The sequence below is a fragment of the Sediminibacillus massiliensis genome (assembly GCF_900156915.1).
In the GTDB taxonomy this organism is placed as follows: Bacteria; Bacillota; Bacilli; order Bacillales; family Amphibacillaceae; genus Sediminibacillus_A; species Sediminibacillus_A massiliensis.
This window is the reverse complement of sequence record NZ_LT732535.1, coordinates 1081817-1099259: the sequence shown is the minus strand read 5'-3', so window position 1 is coordinate 1099259 and position 17443 is coordinate 1081817. Positions and strand designations below refer to the sequence as shown.

The window sequence follows — 17443 nt, the reverse complement described above, 5'->3', positions numbered from 1 at the left end:
TTAAATCTACTAGAACATACAAGAAATCTCTTGCTCAAACGAATATGCTAGAATAGGATTAGTATTGTGGAAGGAGAGTAGCAATGGATTATTACAACAAAGCATTCCAATCACTTCAAAGTCTTTTAACGGATGAAAATATAGACAAGTCGATAGAAAACTATAAAAGTAAACAGGAATATACAGAAGACAATCCGAGAGACCGTACCTCTTGGTATCATGAGTCCTATCCTTTGATTATAGCCACATTCAACAACACAAGAGGGCAACAGCAAAAGGGCAGGTGGGTTGCCAGACTCGCATTGACTTCTTCATGGGTTCCCACTATCCCGACCCCGGCACTTGAGGAGCAAGCCATGACTGAGCTCTCCCGGTTGGAAATGAAGTATTTCAATCGAAAATTGGAAGAGATTAATGTCGGGGAGCAGGAGGAAGAGAAGTATTTTGATATCGGGAACGCCGAACCTATCATGTTGAAAGTCTTTCTTCAGCTTGCTGACCGGATTGTAAACGGCGGGGGCAACTGGGATCGTTCCATCTCGTCTACGACAAAAGTTCTGCACTTTATGTGTCCGGGCTTGTTTCCCATGTTCGACGGCAATATCAATCAAATCATTTATGGAAACAAATCATTCAACTATCCTAAATACCACGGTTATGTATTTGCATTGAGAGAATTTTTACAAACATCCAGCCAAACCGGCAAAATCAAAAAGTTGGCAGAAAAGGAACAACTTTCTCTGATAAGAATGACAGATATCCTTTTGTTTCATATGGAATAAAACGGAACATCTATAGGATGAAGAAACTCCTGACCTAGCAGGATTTTTTCAACTTCATATATAGAAGATTTGCTACACCACCAGATAGTACTGGGCCGCTTATATGCTTCCTCCAACAATGGAAAATCCTTCTGCATTACGCTTGCAGAAGGATTTTTTGTATGTGCTGATGGATTTCCATCAAAAAGCCTCGGGTATCATTTTGAATCCTTCTATCACCGTATCCTCTTCCACTTCGATCATGATACAGCGCTTGCCGTTGTAATTCACTTGCCTTACATATCTCAAATCTTCCGGGCTGATGGCGATGTTGGCGATTTTTGTTTTGATTTTGATCGATTTGGAATTATACTTCGGCAGGATGCTGCTTGCTTTCAGCTCATACTTCTCGTCAAAAATGGCATTTTGGAAAGCTGCTTCCACCTTTTCCGTGTTCACATCTTCGACGCCGCTCATTTTTAACACCCGCTCGACATCTTTATAGTCAAGCTTTGGAGCATCCTCTTCTTCGTTTTCTTCGATGACCCGGTTGATTTCCCCATAAACATTGGCGAGCGTCGACGTATTCAATTGATCGCCTGTCACGTCTTTCACAATTTCTTCGAAAACGGTTTTGTCTTCTTTTGCCGTTATCGTTTCCTGGGCATTCAACACTTCTTCTACAAAGCTAGGATCCGGTTCATTCACCTTGCCAGCTGAATAGAGGACGTGGTTTACGTCGGCAGCATTGTCGGTGATACAAGGGAAAAGGAATCCGGACATGGGTGTGTTCAGATTGATGATCGGGTCGACAACAACATTATACTTGAATTCCCTTTCCACATAGTCGAAAAGAAGCTCTTTCTTCGGATCCTGCGTGTTATTGATACTGCATAGGATGAACGGGTTGGAATAGACAGCATCATTTTCGTCAGACTCTTCGCTTCGTCGTTTCATCTTTTTCAAGTATTCCGCTTTAATGAAGGTGATGACGATATCCTCTTCATATTGCTTGTGCTGCAGCATTTTTTCGACAAGGAGGAGCATTTGTTGTATCCAGTCATCCACATCGTTGCTCAACAAACCCTGATGAAGGATCAGCTGGCTGCTGTTCTCCGCATTGCGTTCAAATTTCAATTCGAACAATTTTTCGTCCAGCTGTCCGGCCAGCAATTTTTTGAAATTGTTCATAAATAGTTCCTGCTGGTCCTGTTCCAGCATTTCAAACGGCTGACTTTGATAATGATAGATTTCGCTTGTTTCTTTCATGATATAGACATTGAAAATATCGGAGATTTTGAGCACGTCATTATCGACTTTGAATTGTCTGCGAATGCTTGCGATGTCTTTTTTATTCATCTATTAATCCACCTCTGTGTTTGTTTCTAGTATTCTATGTTTTTATCTATTAAGTTATCACATGCTGGCACTAGAAAGTGGAGAGTAAATCTGTTCTTGGTTGATTTACTCTCCACTGCAAAATTATTGGTATCCATCTATTTTAACATAATTCATTTTTATCTAGTTAGACACTTTGATGGTGGCTTGTAAAAAATGCCCTGTTCTCACCGGGGGTCACTAAGATAGTAATTTTACCGAGTCCTATCAGCATTTGGGAAGGTCGTTTACCAAAAATCAAGCGTTCCGAGAAAAAGACCATAAGCATCAGAGGTTGCCGATACTTATGGTCTTGCTCACATAATGCTCATTTGTTCCCGATTGCCAGCTTCTTGTCCATAACTAAACTAAAGCCGACATATGCCACAAACGATAGCGAAATCGAAGTCACGACTGCATGCATACCGAATGGTTGGGGATAGAAGGACTGGAATAGCACATAGGCAGTGATTCCCACTATCATCGACGCCAGTGCTCCGTGTTTATTTCCTTTGGCCCAATAGAGCCCCATCACGATGGGCCAGATAAACGCCGCTTCCAATCCGCCGATTGCGAACAGGTTAAGCCAGATGATCAAATCCGGAGGGTTCACTGCCATTAAAAAGACGATGATACCCAACAATGCGGTAACCCCCATGCTAAGCCGCTGAACTTTTTGACGGGAAGCATCAGGTTTTAAGTAATTGATGTAGACATCTTTGACAATCGTCGAGCTTACCAATAACAGCAACGAGTCTACCGTCGACATGATTGCCGCTAACGGAGCAGCCAGGACGACACCTGCAAGCCATGGCGGCAGTACTTCCAGGGCGATAAGCGGCATCACTCTGTCGCCGACTTCAATACCAGGCAGTATCGGTCTGGCGAACACTCCGATTAAATGCATGTTCAACATGATCATACCGACGACAATTGTTCCGATAATCAAAGAGCGGTGAAATGATCTTGTGTTTTTGTAGGACATGGCCCTGACGGCGATTTGTGGCAAGGCTACGACCCCGACACCGACCAATATCCAATAAGAAGAAACATATGCAGGCGTCAAAGTCCCGTCAGCCCCATATGGCGTGATCAAATTGGGGTTTTCTGCCTGAAGGTCTGCCATGATTTCCGGAATTCCTCCGCCGGCGATAATAACCGCAACCAACAAAACCAGTGTGCCCACAAACATGATGCTGCCCTGAATGGCATCGGTCAACGTGACGGCCCGGAAACCTCCGAAAGTGACATAGACCAAAACAGTTATCACAAAAATGAACAGTGCTGAATGATAAGACAATCCTGTCAGCGATTCAATCAGCCGCCCACCCCCGATCCACTGTGCGGCCATCGCCGAAAATAAGAACACGACAATACTGAAAGAAGACAAGAGCACGACCCATTTTGATTGGTAACGTTCTTTTAAAAAGTCGACCATGGTGATTGCCTTATAGCGGCGGGTCACGATAGCGAATTTTTTGCCGAGAATCATCAAGGTGAAGTAGCCTGTCGCCACCTGTGTGACTGACAACAATACCCAGCCAAGCCCCTCATTGTAGGCAACACCGGGACCGCCTATGAAGCTGCTCGCACTTCCGTATGTAGCTGTCATCGTCATTGCAAGCACGAATCCGCCTAAACTCCGGCCGCCTAAATAATAATCCTGTATAAATGATTTGCTTGTTTTGTTGCTGCGGCTTGCGGTCAAGCCAATGAAAAAGATTAGTGCGACCGAACCAAATAATGTAATTGCTGCTTCCCAATTCATTCGTTTTCTAACTCCTCATCAAAAGGTACTTCTGTAAAAAACACTCTTACGACAATCCATACCAGTATCGCCATAATCGCTACACCAATTATGCAGCTGAAAAAAAACCATGCAGGTATTCCGAAAATAAATGTATATGTAGAGGTGTCTTTCCCTCCCAGTCCATAGGCGAAGGCGAACCACCAAATGAAATTGAATAAGACTAATCCTATCCCTATAAGCGCCTCCCTGTTAGCTATTCTGAAACGATAATCCTTGTTTTTGTCAGGATGATTTTTCACAACATCGCCCCCTCCTGTGCATTTTACCATATCGGATTGGTGTTAGGTTATTTTAAAAATGGTTCATTGCGCCGTTGGTAGAAATAACAAGGAGATAAGGGATTTAATTATTGAACCTCCAGTAACGGGAGGTTTTATAATGAATGTATAACTATTTTAGGGGGTATGTTGATGACCAGTGAATCAAAGTATTCGATTGGTGAATTCTCTGAAAGGACTGGAATATCTATCAGAACATTGCATTACTACGATGAAATTGGTTTGCTTCAACCTGAAAAGAACCAAAGTTCAGGCCACCGCGTTTATGTTCAGCAGGACCTTCTCACATTGCAAAAAATACTAAGTTTGAAATTTCTCGGTTACAGCTTGGAAAAGATCAGAGAATTGATGAAAGAATCAAGCTTTACTGTCGATTTGAATGAAACGCTAGGCCTCCACTTAAAGGCACTAGAGAAAGAAAGTGCGCGGATCGATGCTTCAATGGAAGCTATTAGAAGGGTAATGAGGCTATTGGAAGAAGAAAGAGCGATCGACAGCAATTTATTGTTAAGCCTGATCAATCATCTGCATCTGGATAATAAGCAAAAAGAGTGGATGGAAGAGCATATGCTGACAGATGTTGCAAAAGAGCTGGCAAACAAATCGGAACAAGAGAAGACGGAGTTCGATGATACCTTTCTGATGTTGGCAAAAAGGGTGAGAATGCTTTACGGAAGACCCTTTGACGATCCGGAAGTGATTGAAATGGCTGGCCAATACCTTGAAGCGACTTTTGCCTTCCTTGGAGAAGATCTAATCCGGCAATTAGCCGATGCAGAGGTAGAGGAAACGGATATCAAAGAACTGGAGCAAATGATGCCCTCGCCTTTTACGGAAGAGGAACAGGAATGGCTCAATCAAGCTATGGAATTCTTTACGCAACAAGCCGAGTAGAAGAGCAATAAACAGGCAAGAGTCAGAAATCCGGTTATTTTAGAGAATCGTGTCAGCCTTTAACAGAAATCGCTGTGCGCTGACAAACACAAATGCACAAAAAAAAGGAATATGAGAATCCTCCAAGAATATGTAGATGAGGTCAAATCTAGATATCGGGGTGTTCGTCTATGTTGGAAAATGAAGCAACAAAGCAATTGGGAATAAAATATCCGGTTATCCAGGCTCCAATGGCAGGCGGGGTGACGACATCAAAATTGGTGGCGGAGGTTTCCAATTGCGGAGGGCTCGGTACCATCGGTGCGGGTTATATGAGTCCCGGTCAAATACGAAATCAGATTAACGAAATAAGACAATGGACTTCCTGCAATTTTGGCATCAATCTTTTTGTCCCAACGGAGTTCAACGTGATAGAAGAAGAAGTAGAAGCAGCAAACCATTTACTGCAACCGATTCAGGAGCAACTGAAAGTACCCCGGACTAATTACAGGGAGGTCCCTTTATTTGAAGAAACGTCGGAAATATTCCGTAAACAAGTGAAGGTCGTAATCGAGGAGAAGGTTCCCATCTGTTCGTTTACGTTCGGAATCCCTCCAAAAGAAGTGATCGATACATTTAAGCAACACGATGTTGTCTTAGTGGGAACCGCAACGTCGGTGGAAGAAGCGCTTGCAATAGAAGAGAGTGGAATGGATATAGTCGTTGTCCAGGGCAGCGAGGCGGGCGGCCATCGGGGAGCTTTTATAAAGGCGGACGATTCGAGTCCGGTTGGCTTAATGTCGCTGATTCCCCAGGTTTCGGACAATGTCTCCATTCCCGTCATTGGAGCTGGCGGAATTATGGATGGCAGAGGATTGATGGCGTCTTTGCTTCTCGGAGCGGAGGGGGTTCAAATGGGTACTGCTTTCCTGACATGTCTTGAAAGCGGAGCACACCCTCTCCACAAAAATGCAGTCCTTCATGCTCGGGAGGATGATACCGTTCTGACCAAGGCATTCTCGGGTAAGTGGGCAAGAGGTATTGTTAACGAATTCATTACAGACATGCACCGGATGAAAGTTTCCTGGCCTGGATTTCCTGTTCAGAATGCGCTGACGAAAGGGCTTCGTGCAGCATCTTCAAGGCAAAACAAGAAGGAGTTTATGTCGCTTTGGTCTGGTCAGAGTCCAAGACTTGCCAAAGCTCAAACAGTAAAAGCTTTAATGGAAGATATAGTTTCAAGTGCTGAAGAGTTGATGGACAGAAAAATATTTTAACAAGAAAAAAGGTCTGGCTCGTTCACCGGAGTCAGACCCTTCCTTATTTATTTTACATTAAGTTATATACGGATTCTTCTTCTAAATAGAGCCAGTGGTAATATTCCACTTCTGAATCTGTCATGTTGTTAACCTTTTCTTCATTAAGGAAAGCTAGATTCCGTAAATCGTTCATTAGGTCGTTTCTTAGTGTTTGGCTCATATTAACAATCCCCTTTGTAAAAAAAGTGATGAGCGGTTAACCGCTTTCATTTCTTATATTTACTATATATCTCATTTAGAGATAAATAAAATATCAATTTGAGATGAATTATTGCTTTATCATCCAAAACTGATATCGGGGAAATTCTTAGTCCCTTTTGCGCCTAGAGGGACAAGGTTTCTGACAGATAAGTAATAATCATGGGAAGGGAAGAAAATTTCGAGAAAAAAGCAATTGGAATGGTTGACGCTGACTTATAGAGTGGAATTCATTCTTTGGAATCTACATTTGTCCGACTTTTTAAAATTAAAAATATATTGTGCCTTTTTGTATATCTTGTTATGATTATTTCTATTGTCGTAAATGGACACACAATATATCACATCTAGAAGGGACAATGTATATGCAAAGCAAAATACCATTTTCTACCTATGCCATCATTGGTACCATGCTGTTCGGAATGTATTTCGGGGCAGGGAACTTGATTTTTCCGATTCAATTGGGACAGATGGCTGGGACCCAGTTTTGGCCGGCCCTGATCGGCTTTTTAATAACGACGATCGGCTTGCCGTTTATGGGGATTTTAGCGATCGGCTTATCGGGGAGCAACGGTTTGCGGGAATTGGCTGACAGGGTTCATCCCGTGTTCGGAATCATTTTTTCCATGATGCTTTACTTAACAATCGGCCCATTCTTCGCTATTCCGCGTACAGCAACTGTACCATTCGAAGTTGGTTTCAGCCCATTCATCAATCCTGACCAAGCCAGCCTATTACTTGGTGTTTTCAGCTTTTTGTTTTTTGTTATTGTTTACTATTTTTCCCGGAACCCGGCGAAAATCATGGATTATATCGGCAAGTATCTTACACCGGCCTTTTTACTGTTCTTATTTATTTTAATTGTCGTTACTATCATAAAACCGATGGGTTCATTCGGCAGTCCGGTGGGTGATTATAGTCGCTTTGCCTTTATGACAGGCTTTAAAGAAGGCTATAATACGATGGATGCTTTAGCGTCGCTTGCCTTCGGGATTGTCGTCATCAATGCTATTAAAGGACAGGGTATTACAGAAACGAAGGCAATTGCCAAGGCAACATGGAAATCAGGGGTGTTCGCCATGGGCCTGATGACATTGATCTATGGCCTGATCACCTATATGGGGGCCTCGAGTGTATCTGCAGTCGGTAAATTTGAAAATGGAGGACAGATTTTTGCTGCTGTTGCCCAAAACTATTTTGGACCATTCGGTGCTGTGTTACTGGCTGTCATCATCGTATTGGCCTGTCTTAAAACAAGCATCGGGCTAATTACCTCCTGCAGTGAATTCTTTCATGAAGTTTTTCCGAAAGTGAGCTATAAAACATTTGTGCTTTTTTTATGTCTCGTTTCGTTTGCGATAGCAAACTTCGGTCTAACGAATATCATTCAATTTGCAGTACCCGTCTTGATGTTTTTGTATCCACTGGCGATCGTTCTAATTGTGTTGGGTCTTATTTCCCCATTATTCGGAAACCGGAAAGGTGTCTATGCGATGTCTATGCTGCTGACCTTTTTCGTCTGTGTAGTGGATGGTTACAATGCCTTAACTGGCAGTTTGCCGGAAGCGACCATAACTTTGTTTGAAACCGTAAGTGCATTCTATCTTGATTATCTGCCTCTATACAGTATGGGGCTTGGCTGGACATTGCCAGCTTTAGCCGGTGCTGTAATAGGCGGTTTTCTGCCGAATTTGAAACATCACTCTACGGCTGAGGAACAGTGATGTTTGCATAATGGTAGAATCCTGCTGATATATGAAAATTGCCCACTATAAGTTATAATAATGCTAGTATCTGGTATAGGCGGTGATGATAATAGAACATGATAGGAACAGCAGTCTTATTTCTGGCTGGCTTTCTTTAACGGATGCCTACGGCAGGATTTCCAATGAACTAGAAGCAAGGTTGCAGCAGGAACATGATTTGTCGTTGAAAGAATTTTATGTCCTTCTTTTTTTACATGAATCTCCTGATAAGAAATTAAGGTTACAGCAATTGCAGTCAATGGTGGGTTTGAGTCAGAGTGCCATGTCAAGATTGGTTTCCAGATTCGAAGCAAAAGGCTGTGGCGCCTTGCAGAGGGAAATCTGTCAGGATGACCGTAGAAATATTTACACTTCAATCACCGGAATAGGGGAAAGTAAACTGGAAAAAGCAACCATCACTTTTCATCAGCAGCTCGAATCTGCCCTCGATCGCGAGGATGTGAAGGAAAGTTTAGCCCGTTTATTTCTGGCAGAAACAAAACATACAAGTCAATGAAAACAGCTCCTTTCAGCACATTTTGCTGGGGAGTTTTTTTGTTGAAGGGGAGTTGAAGTTTAATTGATTGACGATTCTATTTCCAATCGTCTATTGTATGCATGTGCATGCAATTAATAATATTCGAATAGACCGACATTATATCATGTACAGGGAAAAATTTTTTCGGAAAGAAGGGAATTGTATATGGATCATTTATTTACGCCTTTCAAAATAAAAGGGCTGGAACTGAAAAATCGTGTCGTTATGCCGCCGATGTGCCAGTATTCTGTAACAAACAAAGACGGCATCGCCACCGATTGGCATTACATACATTATGTGAGCCGGGCAATTGGTGGAGCTAGTTTCGTCATCATCGAAATGACAGATGTAGAACCCGATGGACGGATCACCGATTATGATTTAGGTCTTTGGTCAGATGAACAGATTCCGGCATTGGCAAGAATCGTGGAAGCCTGTCATCAACATGGCGCAAAAGTCGGTATCCAAATCGCTCATGCTGGGAGAAAGGCGGAAGATGCTGACGAGCCTGTTGCACCTTCAGCTATTCCATTTGACGAAAATTCCAAAACACCTCGGGAGCTTTCGACTGCGGAAATCAAAGATATGGTAGAAAAGTTCCAATCAGCTGTGGAACGTGCTGTCAAAGCCGGTGTGGATGCCATCGAACTTCATGGTGCTCACGGCTACCTTATTCATGAATTTCAGTCTGCATATACAAATAAAAGGACCGATGAGTATGGACAAGATCTAACAAAATTCGGCAAAGAAGTGGTAGAAGCAGCGAAAAGTGTGATGCCGGAAGATATGCCGCTGATCATGCGTATATCCGGAAAAGAGTATGTCGACGGAGGATACGGGATCGAAGAAAGTATCGAATTCTCGAAAGTGTACAAGGATGCAGGCGTCGACATGTTCCATGTCAGCGCAGGCGGAGAAGGTCCGATTGCTGCGCACGGCCGGCCGGGTACACATGTCGCCTATCAAGTACCATTGGCGAGAGAAATCAAACAAGCATTGAATGTTCCGGTAATAGCAGTCGGGAGGCTGGACGAGCCTGCTTTGGCGAATTCCGTGATCGGGAATGAAGATGCCGATCTTGTAGCAGTAGGAAGAGGCATGCTGCGGAATCCATACTGGACATTGGAAGCTGCCGCCAAACTGAAAAAAGAAACAGAGATACCTCGACAGTATCAGGTTAGTTTTCCTAAGTAAAAACGAGAAACAGGGTTAATAATACAAGATGAACGAAAAGAAAAAAGGGAGGAAATAAGATGTCAAAAAAAGTGCTGATGGTGGTAACCAACCATACAACAATCACAGATGATCATAAAACAGGTCTCTGGCTGGAAGAATTTGCGGTGCCTTATTTAATTTTTAAAGAAAAGGGATACGATGTGAAAGTGACCAGCATCGCAGGCGGAGAAGTAGCATTAGATCCTAGCAGTATCGAGGAAAAACCGGAATGGAAACAAGCGGAAGCCGAACTGAAGAACACGGAAAAACTTACGAAGCAGGATGCTGACGGCTTTGATGCTATATTCCTTCCCGGCGGGCATGGAACAATGTTCGATTTCCCTGACAATGAAACGCTGCTTTATGTATTACAGCAATTTGCAGAAGATGAACGGGTAATCGGTTCTGTCTGTCACGGTCCTGCCGGCTTGGTAAATGTGACATACAAGGATGGAACTCCATTAGTCAAAGGGAAGAAAGTTTCAGCTTTTACAGATGATGAAGAAAGAGAAATGGAATTGGACCAGCATATGCCTTTCTTGCTTGAAACGAAACTGCGTGAAAAAGGCGCATTATTTGAGGCTGGAGCCAATTGGTCTGACTACTCTGTCCGAGACGGGAATTTGGTCACCGGTCAGAATCCACAATCAAGCGGCAGTACGGCAAGAAAAGTAGTTGAAACGTTGGAAGAAGCATAGGTGTTCTCCGCAATATCCAGCATAGTATTGTTTGCTAACAACTACTTTAATAACCAAACTCGATAGATGTTAAAAACCCCCACCGCCAATTTTTGATTGGCGGTGGGGGTTTGATTTATCACAAGTAATTTAAACGCCTGGAAACCACCCGGGGGTAGTAGTGATAATATTCCACAATGGATCCGGTACGACCAGCTGCTCCTGTTTGTCCTTGTCGAGCTCAGTTATAATCTCATCTTCTTTTCCTTCAGCGACTTTTTGCACCCAGTCAGGATCAATAATTAACTCGCGGCCCAATGCCAGCAGCGGCACACCGGATTCAAGTGCATGACGTGCATCTTCAGCAGTATAAATGGAGCCTACACCGATTAATGGGACCCTGTTATCGATCGTTTCTTGTAGGTGATCAATCCGTGTCTTGTTCAAATCATCCACACCACGTCTTGGAGTAGAAGCGAACTCCATCAAAGAAACGTGCAGATAATCCAAACCTTTGTCTGAAAGTACATCTATGAGAGCAAGCGTTTCATCCATTGTGATACCTGGTGTTTCCGGCTCTTCCGGAGAAAACCGGTAACCAATGAGGAATGAAGAATCCGCATGTTCCGCAGCAACGCTTTTTACTTTGTCGACAACCGCCAATGGAAACGCCATCCGTTTCTCCAAACTGCCTCCGAACCGGTCTTCACGACGGTTGGAATGAGGTGAAAAGAATTGCTGGATCAAGTATCCGTTGGCACCGTGAATTTCCACTCCGTCAAAACCTGCAGTTATAGCCCGGCGTGTTGTTTCACCGAACGCATCGATAATCTCTTCGATTTCAGATTCAGACAAAGATTTTGGTACTGGATTGCCTTCACCTTCTGCAGGAACGTCACTTGCACTGACTACTTCTTTTCCTGGAACAAGGTCTGGCGGGCACATTCGGCCGCCGTGAAAGATTTGCAGAACAGCTTTGGCGCCTTGGTCCTTGATTGCTTTAGCCAATTTGCTTAGGCTTGGAATCATGTCGTCAGAATCTGCACCGAACTCACCAGGAAAGCCTTTACCGTTCGGCGTTACATATGTACAGGCGGTAATCACCATACTCGCACCGCTTGAACGCCTTGCATAATAGGCGGCCTCTGCTTCGGTGATCGTTCCGTCATCGTTCGATGAGAAGTTGGTCATTGGTGCCATGACGATTCGATTTTTCAATTCGACGCCATTAGCAAATGTATAAGTGGATAATAATGCATTATTGTTTTTGCTCATGCTGTCTGTTTCCTCCCTAATCAAGATAAACACCATCTTAGTAAACAATCGTATCTTTGTACATTTTTCTGCTTGAATCGAAGAGGGGATTGGTATCTTTTATCGAACTATAATATAAACAGAAACCGACTATCGGAGGAGATAATATGACGGGCCAATCATACGTCAATTTGACGTCAGGATTCATCGAAGGACTAAGGTCTTATCTGAAAAACAAAGAGATTCCTTTAAAACAAGTCGTCGAAGTCTTTGCCGGCAATGGCGCGTTAGGGCTTGGGCTCGGGCTGGAGTGGAACCGCAACATTTCTGATTCGCTTTTGTTCGCAGATTATGGATATGAAGATGAGGTTAACAGGAACTGGGAAAGAAAGCCTGTTGGCGTGGTAAAAGAAACGGCATATGAAACGGCCATCCGTTTTGGGGCCGTCGGGGACATTCCGCCAAGACTCTTCATCATGGGAGCACCGCCTCCGGCCAATTCATACTATTGCCCTTCCTATGATGCTGCAAAGGCTCTTCATTATTTGTTCAATGCCAAAATTCTATTCATCGGCGAACTGTCAAGCAGTGCTTTCGCTTCGCCCAAATTCTTCACCCATGTAGAGAAAGCAGAAGATGACGGCGATGAAACCTTCCAACGTCTAGTAGTAAACCAGTATGACAACAATGACGGGTACTTTGCAAGCAACCGTTTCCGGCAGCCCCTACATGTAAGGCCATATCTATTGAAGTTTGTTCCATGCGGGGAAGAAAACTGTGATTGCCTGGATTCCTCCCAAATAAATAAAGATGTTGATCGTTACAAAATAAAACAGCTATAGTTATTGCCATTTAAGCGCATGTGCGCACCGCGGCAGATCAGGTAACTTGTTCCTTCCAAAAGTGGGCCGGGGAATTTTGCAACACCAAGGAAGCCGAAGCATTCCTCCCCTTAATGGGAGCATGTTTCGGCATATTCAACAAACTCCTTTGGGTATGTTGGGAGAATATGTCACATATCACTATAGCATAAAAGTCGGAACAACCTATCTCAAAATGATAGCTTATTTATCTCAAATAGAGATATATATAAACTATAAAATTAAAACGGTTGTTCCGTTAATCTTTTTGCCAAAGGGGATTGTTAAAAATGAGCCAAGCATTAAGAACCAACTTTGAAGAAGAACTATGTGATTTAGCTTCCTTCCAACAAGATCAAGTGAAAAAGATGACAGACGAAGAAGTAGGTTATTATCACTGGCTTTACCTTGAAGAATCGGTTCATGACTTAATGTGAGGTTTAAGACCCAAATCCCGCCAAAAAACGGGTCTTGGGTCTTATTATGTATCTTGCTCTATGCTGTCCAAAGCCTGTTTAACGGTGGCGAAGGCCTTTATTGTCTTAAATTCAATACTGTTGTTGACCACCGTCTGAACGAGTTGGGGCCGCAAGCCGGTGGTGATAACTTGGACACCCATCAATTTAGTCATGCTGCCGATTTGATGAAGAGATTGAGCCGTATCTGCATTGATCGTCAAAATCCCGGAAAAGTCTGCGATTACATAGTCGATTTCCAGTTCAGCAATTTGCGGAACTACATTTTCCATGATGTGATTTGCCCTGTAGGCGTCAATTTCGCCGATGAATGGAAGAACGACGACATCGTCTTTGACAGGTACCAATGGTGCTGATAATTCGGCAAGTTCTTTCTTGGTTTTCTCTTTATATTTGTCAGAAAGTCGTTCAAATGCATAGATTGTTTCATTCAAACTAATGTCCAACAGTTTGTTCACGCGTTTTATAACAAGTGCGTTCTCATGAATCGACATTCCGAGTTCTGAACTGATCCTGGTGAATATATCACTGAAAACTTCCCTTGTAGGAGGGTACCGGACAGCAATCTCGGAAATTTTTCCTTCAGAAGATACTTGCATCGCTGCATTCTTCTTACTCCACTCAATCAGAGAATCAGGAACTTCCCTGTTTTTTTCCGATCCTAATGATTCACCAAGGTAGCCGAGAAACTCTACGTACATCTCAACCGCTTGTTCCTGTTCCCATGCAGGGATGTTCAGGTCCATTATTCCCATTACAGTCTCGACAATCTCGTGAGCCAGAGAATTGGCATTATTTTTAAGATAAGTATGAAACCCATGAAACGAATTCACTGCTATCCACCCTTTTTACGTTTTGTTAACCTAAATATCTTTTTACTTTACAGGAAACTCCAAAAATAGACAATAAATGAGTTGATGTGAGACGCTTCACTTAAGAATCATTCCTTTTTAGTTTATACTAAACAGGAAAACATCGATAGAGGAGTAAGCAAAAATGGTAGAAAAGACATTTACAGTTATCGATCCATTGGGAATTCATGCCCGACCAGCCACAACATTAATTCAATATGCGAATAGGTTTGTTTCGGACATCAAACTGGAATATGAGAACAAGCTTGTTAATGTAAAGTCGATCATGGGCGTCATGTCTCTGGGGCTTGAAAGAGGAGCTGCCTTTAAATTGACCATCAACGGTCGAGATGAGGAAAATGCCTTCGAACAAATTTCGGCTTTTCTGAAAGACGAGGGATTGGCAGAACAAGGTTGATAGACACAGAAAAAGTGCCTCGCGTTGAACGCAGGCACTTTTTTTTGCCTTTGGTGGTTTCCTCTGTACCATCTGTAGAAGGGTCTCAGACCCTTCCGCTCGTTTCACTTTATGATTCGCTGTACGGGTCGATGGTTTGGATGGTTCCATCTTCGTTATACTTGATTTCCGTATATTTAACACTTCTCTTTTGGTTTACGCCGCCTGACAACGAACTGTCATGGTAAAACAAGTACCACTTGTCTTGAAACTGTACAATCGAGTGATGGGTTGTCCAGCCGACCACTGGCTCAAGGATTCTGCCTTTATAGACAAATGGCCCCTGTGGCTTGTCACTTACCGCATAGACAATATAATGTGTCGTACCGGTAGAATAAGACAGGTAATATAAACCGTTATATTTATGGACCCAGGCACCCTCGAAGAATCTTCTGTCTTCGTCCTCTGCGAGAATAGGATTGCCGTCCTCGTCGACAATGGAGATTTCCTGCGGTTCACTTTTGAAAGACAACATGTCATCGCTCAATTCAGCGACAATCGGGCCTAAAGCCGGTTCTGAACCTGCCGGGCCTTCCGCATCTGGGTCGAATTCTCCCGTCTGCCATTTTTCCAGCTGTCCTCCCCAAAGTCCGCCGAAATACACATAGGCTCTGTCATCATCGTCTACCAACACAGCAGGATCGATACTGAAGCTTCCTGGTATATAGCTTTCCTGAGGCGTGAAAGGTCCTGCCGGATTTGAGCTTGTGGCAACTCCGAGGCGGAAGATTTCATCCTTGTCTTTGGCAGGGAAAAACAAATAATAGGTATTGTTTTTATATGCCGCATCAGGAGCCCACATTTGCTGTTTCACCCAAGGGACATCTTTCAAGTGAAGCGCTTCCCCATGGTCCGTAACAGGTGACTGAAAATCTTCCAAGGATAAAACGTGATAATCTTCCATTCCATACTGGTCACCGTTATCATTGGAAGGTACATCGACATCCAAGTCATGTGAAGGGTATATGTAAATCTTGCCCTCAAATACATGTGCAGATGGATCTGCTGTATAAATATGTTCCACAATTGGTTGGTTTGGTTTTGCGATTTTAGCCATATTCTTCCCCTTTCAGACAAATAATAGTAAGCGCTTTAATTTTATTATAATACAAACAATCTATCAAGTTAATAAACTGTAATTCCAACATATAAAGAGAGGGAAAGAAGAAACCTGCTTGTCTGGCATGGCTTTATAAAAATCATTCTGAAAGATATGATGGATACTGTTATCGAATTGCAAACGAAAAGGAGAATGGCATGTTTATAAAAGATAGACTATACGGAGAATTCGAAGTCGAAAAAGTGCTGGAGGATTTAATAGTAAGTACCCCTGTCCAAAGATTGAAGGGAGTCCATCAGGGTGGTGCAAGTTATCTGGTCAATAAACAGTGGAATGTAACCCGGTACGAACACTCTATCGGAGTAATGCTTTTGATCCGGAAATTAGGTGGACGGTTAGAGGAGCAGATTGCAGGGCTTTTACATGACATTTCGCATACAGCGTTTTCCCATGTCATTGATTTTGTTTTCGACAACGAAAAGGAAGATTACCATGAAACCATCTACCATTCTATTGTTGAGAACTCAGAAATACCTGCTATTTTGGAAAAGTACGATTATACCTATAAAGAAATATTGGCAGATGATGCAAAATGGACGCTGCTTGAGCAGCCAGCACCGGAATTGTGTGCAGACAGGGTGGATTATACGCTGCGTGATTTGTTGGAATACGGACAAATTACTAGGGAGGAGGCTCAGGCTTTTCTGGACCGATTAGTTGTAAGAGAAGGAAAAATGTATCCTGACAGCATAGAAACCGCAGAGTGGTTTGCGGAAACTTATTATAAAGAAGTGATTGATTTCTTTATGGATCCACTCAATGTATATGCGAACGATACGTTGGCAGGTGTATTACGATTATCTCTGGAGAAAGGGGTTGTCAAACAGGGTGACTTTCTAGGAGAAGATGAAGCACTGATTCGGAAATTAGCATCGACGAACGATAAGGAAATAAACAATGGATTACGAAGACTTAACCCGAACGTGATAGTGAAAGAAGATGGAGCAGATTATGATTTGCACCGAAAAAGCAAGGTGCGGATGATCGATCCTTCTGTTTTAGTGGGCAATGAACTCGTCCGTGCCTCAGAAGTTTCCGAACGAATAACGGAATTAAATAAAGACGCACATGAAAAATTCAAGAAGGGGATGTTTGTAAAAGTAATTTCCTCCTAGTGTGAAAGCCTTTAGTAGAACCCCACATCCCAGTCCGGCATAAACTAGCAAAAAGGGTTTGTATAATGGACCTTTTATTATTCCTGCTTACCATTGCGATCGCCTGGGCGATAGGAACAATTGCAGACACAATCTCTCCATATGATATGCCCGGCAGTTGGGCCGGGGCATTGGTTGCCGGTTATGCGGGAACATGGTTTGGTTCTTTCCTCCTTGGTTCTTGGGGGCCTGAATTGGCCGGCTTTCCACTTATACCTGTGCTGGTCGGAGCGTTCATATTCGTGACAGTGATTGGAGCGATTAAAGAATATTTTGTTTTGAACGATTAATGAATTCCTGGGTATGAAAATAGGAGAAATTTATGTTGTTATCTCAGGAAAAAGCAGAACCCGCAAAACCGGCGCATAGGGAAGCAGAAACAAGTCAAACGAATATAGAATACAGCGGAGCCTCCACGGCTGTATTCTGCCATTCACCATTTCTTCCTCTTGCCCTGCTGCTGCACTACAGATGTCGTTT

Annotated in this window: 19 protein-coding genes; 12 read left to right on the top strand and 7 right to left on the bottom strand. The window is 43.1% G+C overall.

Going from position 1 to position 17443, the window contains the following annotated elements; translation table 11 throughout:
• The first annotated feature begins 83 nt into the window (after positions 1 to 83).
• Positions 84 to 782, top strand: a complete 699-nt coding sequence (locus tag CZ434_RS06390) for a hypothetical protein (RefSeq protein WP_077622359.1) — start codon at positions 84 to 86, stop codon at positions 780 to 782.
• A 180-nt stretch (positions 783 to 962) separates the two neighbouring features.
• Here the strand turns inward: CZ434_RS06390 and CZ434_RS06385 are convergent, their stop codons facing one another.
• The 3 genes from CZ434_RS06385 to CZ434_RS06375 all read right to left on the bottom strand — a co-directional run bounded on the left by CZ434_RS06385 (position 963) and on the right by CZ434_RS06375 (position 4187).
• Positions 963 to 2120: a DUF4317 domain-containing protein gene (locus CZ434_RS06385; protein ID WP_077622358.1), complete on the bottom strand. Its 1158-nt coding sequence runs from the start codon at positions 2118 to 2120 to the stop codon at positions 963 to 965.
• Between the two features lie 346 nt (positions 2121 to 2466).
• A complete protein-coding gene (panF, locus tag CZ434_RS06380) occupies positions 2467 to 3906 on the bottom strand; it encodes a sodium/pantothenate symporter (protein WP_077622357.1) in 1440 nt (479 codons plus the stop codon).
• Positions 3903 to 4187: a YhdT family protein gene (locus CZ434_RS06375; protein WP_425442018.1), complete on the bottom strand. Its 285-nt coding sequence runs from the start codon at positions 4185 to 4187 to the stop codon at positions 3903 to 3905. The genes panF and CZ434_RS06375 overlap by 4 nt, the downstream gene beginning before the upstream one ends.
• A gap of 171 nt (positions 4188 to 4358) precedes the next feature.
• Here CZ434_RS06375 and CZ434_RS06370 point away from each other — a divergent pair, with 171 nt between their 5' ends.
• Positions 4359 to 5120, top strand: coding sequence for a MerR family transcriptional regulator (locus CZ434_RS06370; protein ID WP_077622355.1), 762 nt, complete (start codon positions 4359 to 4361; stop codon positions 5118 to 5120).
• 170 nt (positions 5121 to 5290) lie between these two features.
• Positions 5291 to 6376 (top strand): NAD(P)H-dependent flavin oxidoreductase, encoded by a 1086-nt coding sequence (locus tag CZ434_RS06365; RefSeq protein ID WP_077622354.1) that lies wholly within the window; start codon positions 5291 to 5293, stop codon positions 6374 to 6376.
• Between the two features lie 52 nt (positions 6377 to 6428).
• On the opposite strand, the gene CZ434_RS22005 is transcribed toward CZ434_RS06365, so the two are convergent.
• Complete coding sequence (locus tag CZ434_RS22005) at positions 6429 to 6578, bottom strand: hypothetical protein (protein WP_179107191.1); 150 nt, start codon at positions 6576 to 6578, stop codon at positions 6429 to 6431.
• Between the two features lie 403 nt (positions 6579 to 6981).
• Here CZ434_RS22005 and brnQ point away from each other — a divergent pair, with 403 nt between their 5' ends.
• The 4 genes from brnQ (at position 6982) to CZ434_RS06345 (ending at position 10812) form a co-directional block, all read left to right on the top strand.
• Positions 6982 to 8340, top strand: a complete 1359-nt coding sequence (gene brnQ, locus CZ434_RS06360; RefSeq protein WP_077622353.1) for a branched-chain amino acid transport system II carrier protein — start codon at positions 6982 to 6984, stop codon at positions 8338 to 8340.
• 85 nt (positions 8341 to 8425) lie between these two features.
• Positions 8426 to 8878 carry a MarR family winged helix-turn-helix transcriptional regulator gene (locus CZ434_RS06355; RefSeq protein WP_077622352.1) on the top strand — a complete coding sequence of 151 codons (453 nt, stop codon included), beginning with the start codon at positions 8426 to 8428 and terminating at the stop codon, positions 8876 to 8878.
• Between the two features lie 186 nt (positions 8879 to 9064).
• On the top strand, positions 9065 to 10093 hold the full coding sequence (locus CZ434_RS06350) for an NADH:flavin oxidoreductase/NADH oxidase (protein ID WP_077622351.1): 1029 nt from the start codon (positions 9065 to 9067) through the stop codon (positions 10091 to 10093).
• A gap of 59 nt (positions 10094 to 10152) precedes the next feature.
• Entirely contained in the window at positions 10153 to 10812 is a 660-nt protein-coding gene (locus tag CZ434_RS06345) for a type 1 glutamine amidotransferase domain-containing protein (RefSeq protein WP_077622350.1), read from the top strand.
• 129 nt (positions 10813 to 10941) lie between these two features.
• On the opposite strand, the gene CZ434_RS06340 is transcribed toward CZ434_RS06345, so the two are convergent.
• Positions 10942 to 12066 (bottom strand): NADH-dependent flavin oxidoreductase, encoded by a 1125-nt coding sequence (locus CZ434_RS06340; protein ID WP_077622349.1) that lies wholly within the window; start codon positions 12064 to 12066, stop codon positions 10942 to 10944.
• Positions 12067 to 12212: 146 nt separating this feature from the next.
• Between CZ434_RS06340 and CZ434_RS06335 the strand changes: the two genes are divergently transcribed.
• Together CZ434_RS06335 and CZ434_RS22000 are read left to right on the top strand one after the other, a co-directional pair.
• Complete coding sequence (locus CZ434_RS06335) at positions 12213 to 12887, top strand: hypothetical protein (RefSeq protein ID WP_077622348.1); 675 nt, start codon at positions 12213 to 12215, stop codon at positions 12885 to 12887.
• Between the two features lie 308 nt (positions 12888 to 13195).
• Entirely contained in the window at positions 13196 to 13342 is a 147-nt protein-coding gene (locus tag CZ434_RS22000) for a hypothetical protein (RefSeq protein ID WP_179107190.1), read from the top strand.
• 44 nt (positions 13343 to 13386) lie between these two features.
• Here CZ434_RS22000 and CZ434_RS06330 read toward each other — a convergent pair whose 3' ends face one another.
• Complete coding sequence (locus CZ434_RS06330) at positions 13387 to 14214, bottom strand: STAS domain-containing protein (RefSeq protein ID WP_245830928.1); 828 nt, start codon at positions 14212 to 14214, stop codon at positions 13387 to 13389.
• 163 nt (positions 14215 to 14377) lie between these two features.
• Between CZ434_RS06330 and CZ434_RS06325 the strand changes: the two genes are divergently transcribed.
• Entirely contained in the window at positions 14378 to 14650 is a 273-nt protein-coding gene (locus tag CZ434_RS06325) for a phosphocarrier protein HPr (RefSeq protein ID WP_077622347.1), read from the top strand.
• A gap of 109 nt (positions 14651 to 14759) precedes the next feature.
• On the opposite strand, the gene CZ434_RS06320 is transcribed toward CZ434_RS06325, so the two are convergent.
• On the bottom strand, positions 14760 to 15746 hold the full coding sequence (locus tag CZ434_RS06320) for a glycoside hydrolase family 43 protein (protein ID WP_077622346.1): 987 nt from the start codon (positions 15744 to 15746) through the stop codon (positions 14760 to 14762).
• A gap of 200 nt (positions 15747 to 15946) precedes the next feature.
• On the opposite strand from CZ434_RS06320, the gene CZ434_RS06315 reads away from it, so the two are divergent.
• Both CZ434_RS06315 and CZ434_RS06310 read left to right on the top strand, forming a co-directional pair.
• On the top strand, positions 15947 to 16924 hold the full coding sequence (locus CZ434_RS06315; RefSeq protein WP_077622345.1) for an HD domain-containing protein: 978 nt from the start codon (positions 15947 to 15949) through the stop codon (positions 16922 to 16924).
• Positions 16925 to 16989: 65 nt separating this feature from the next.
• On the top strand, positions 16990 to 17253 hold the full coding sequence (locus tag CZ434_RS06310) for a GlsB/YeaQ/YmgE family stress response membrane protein (protein WP_077622344.1): 264 nt from the start codon (positions 16990 to 16992) through the stop codon (positions 17251 to 17253).
• Positions 17254 to 17443: the final 190 nt, after the last annotated feature.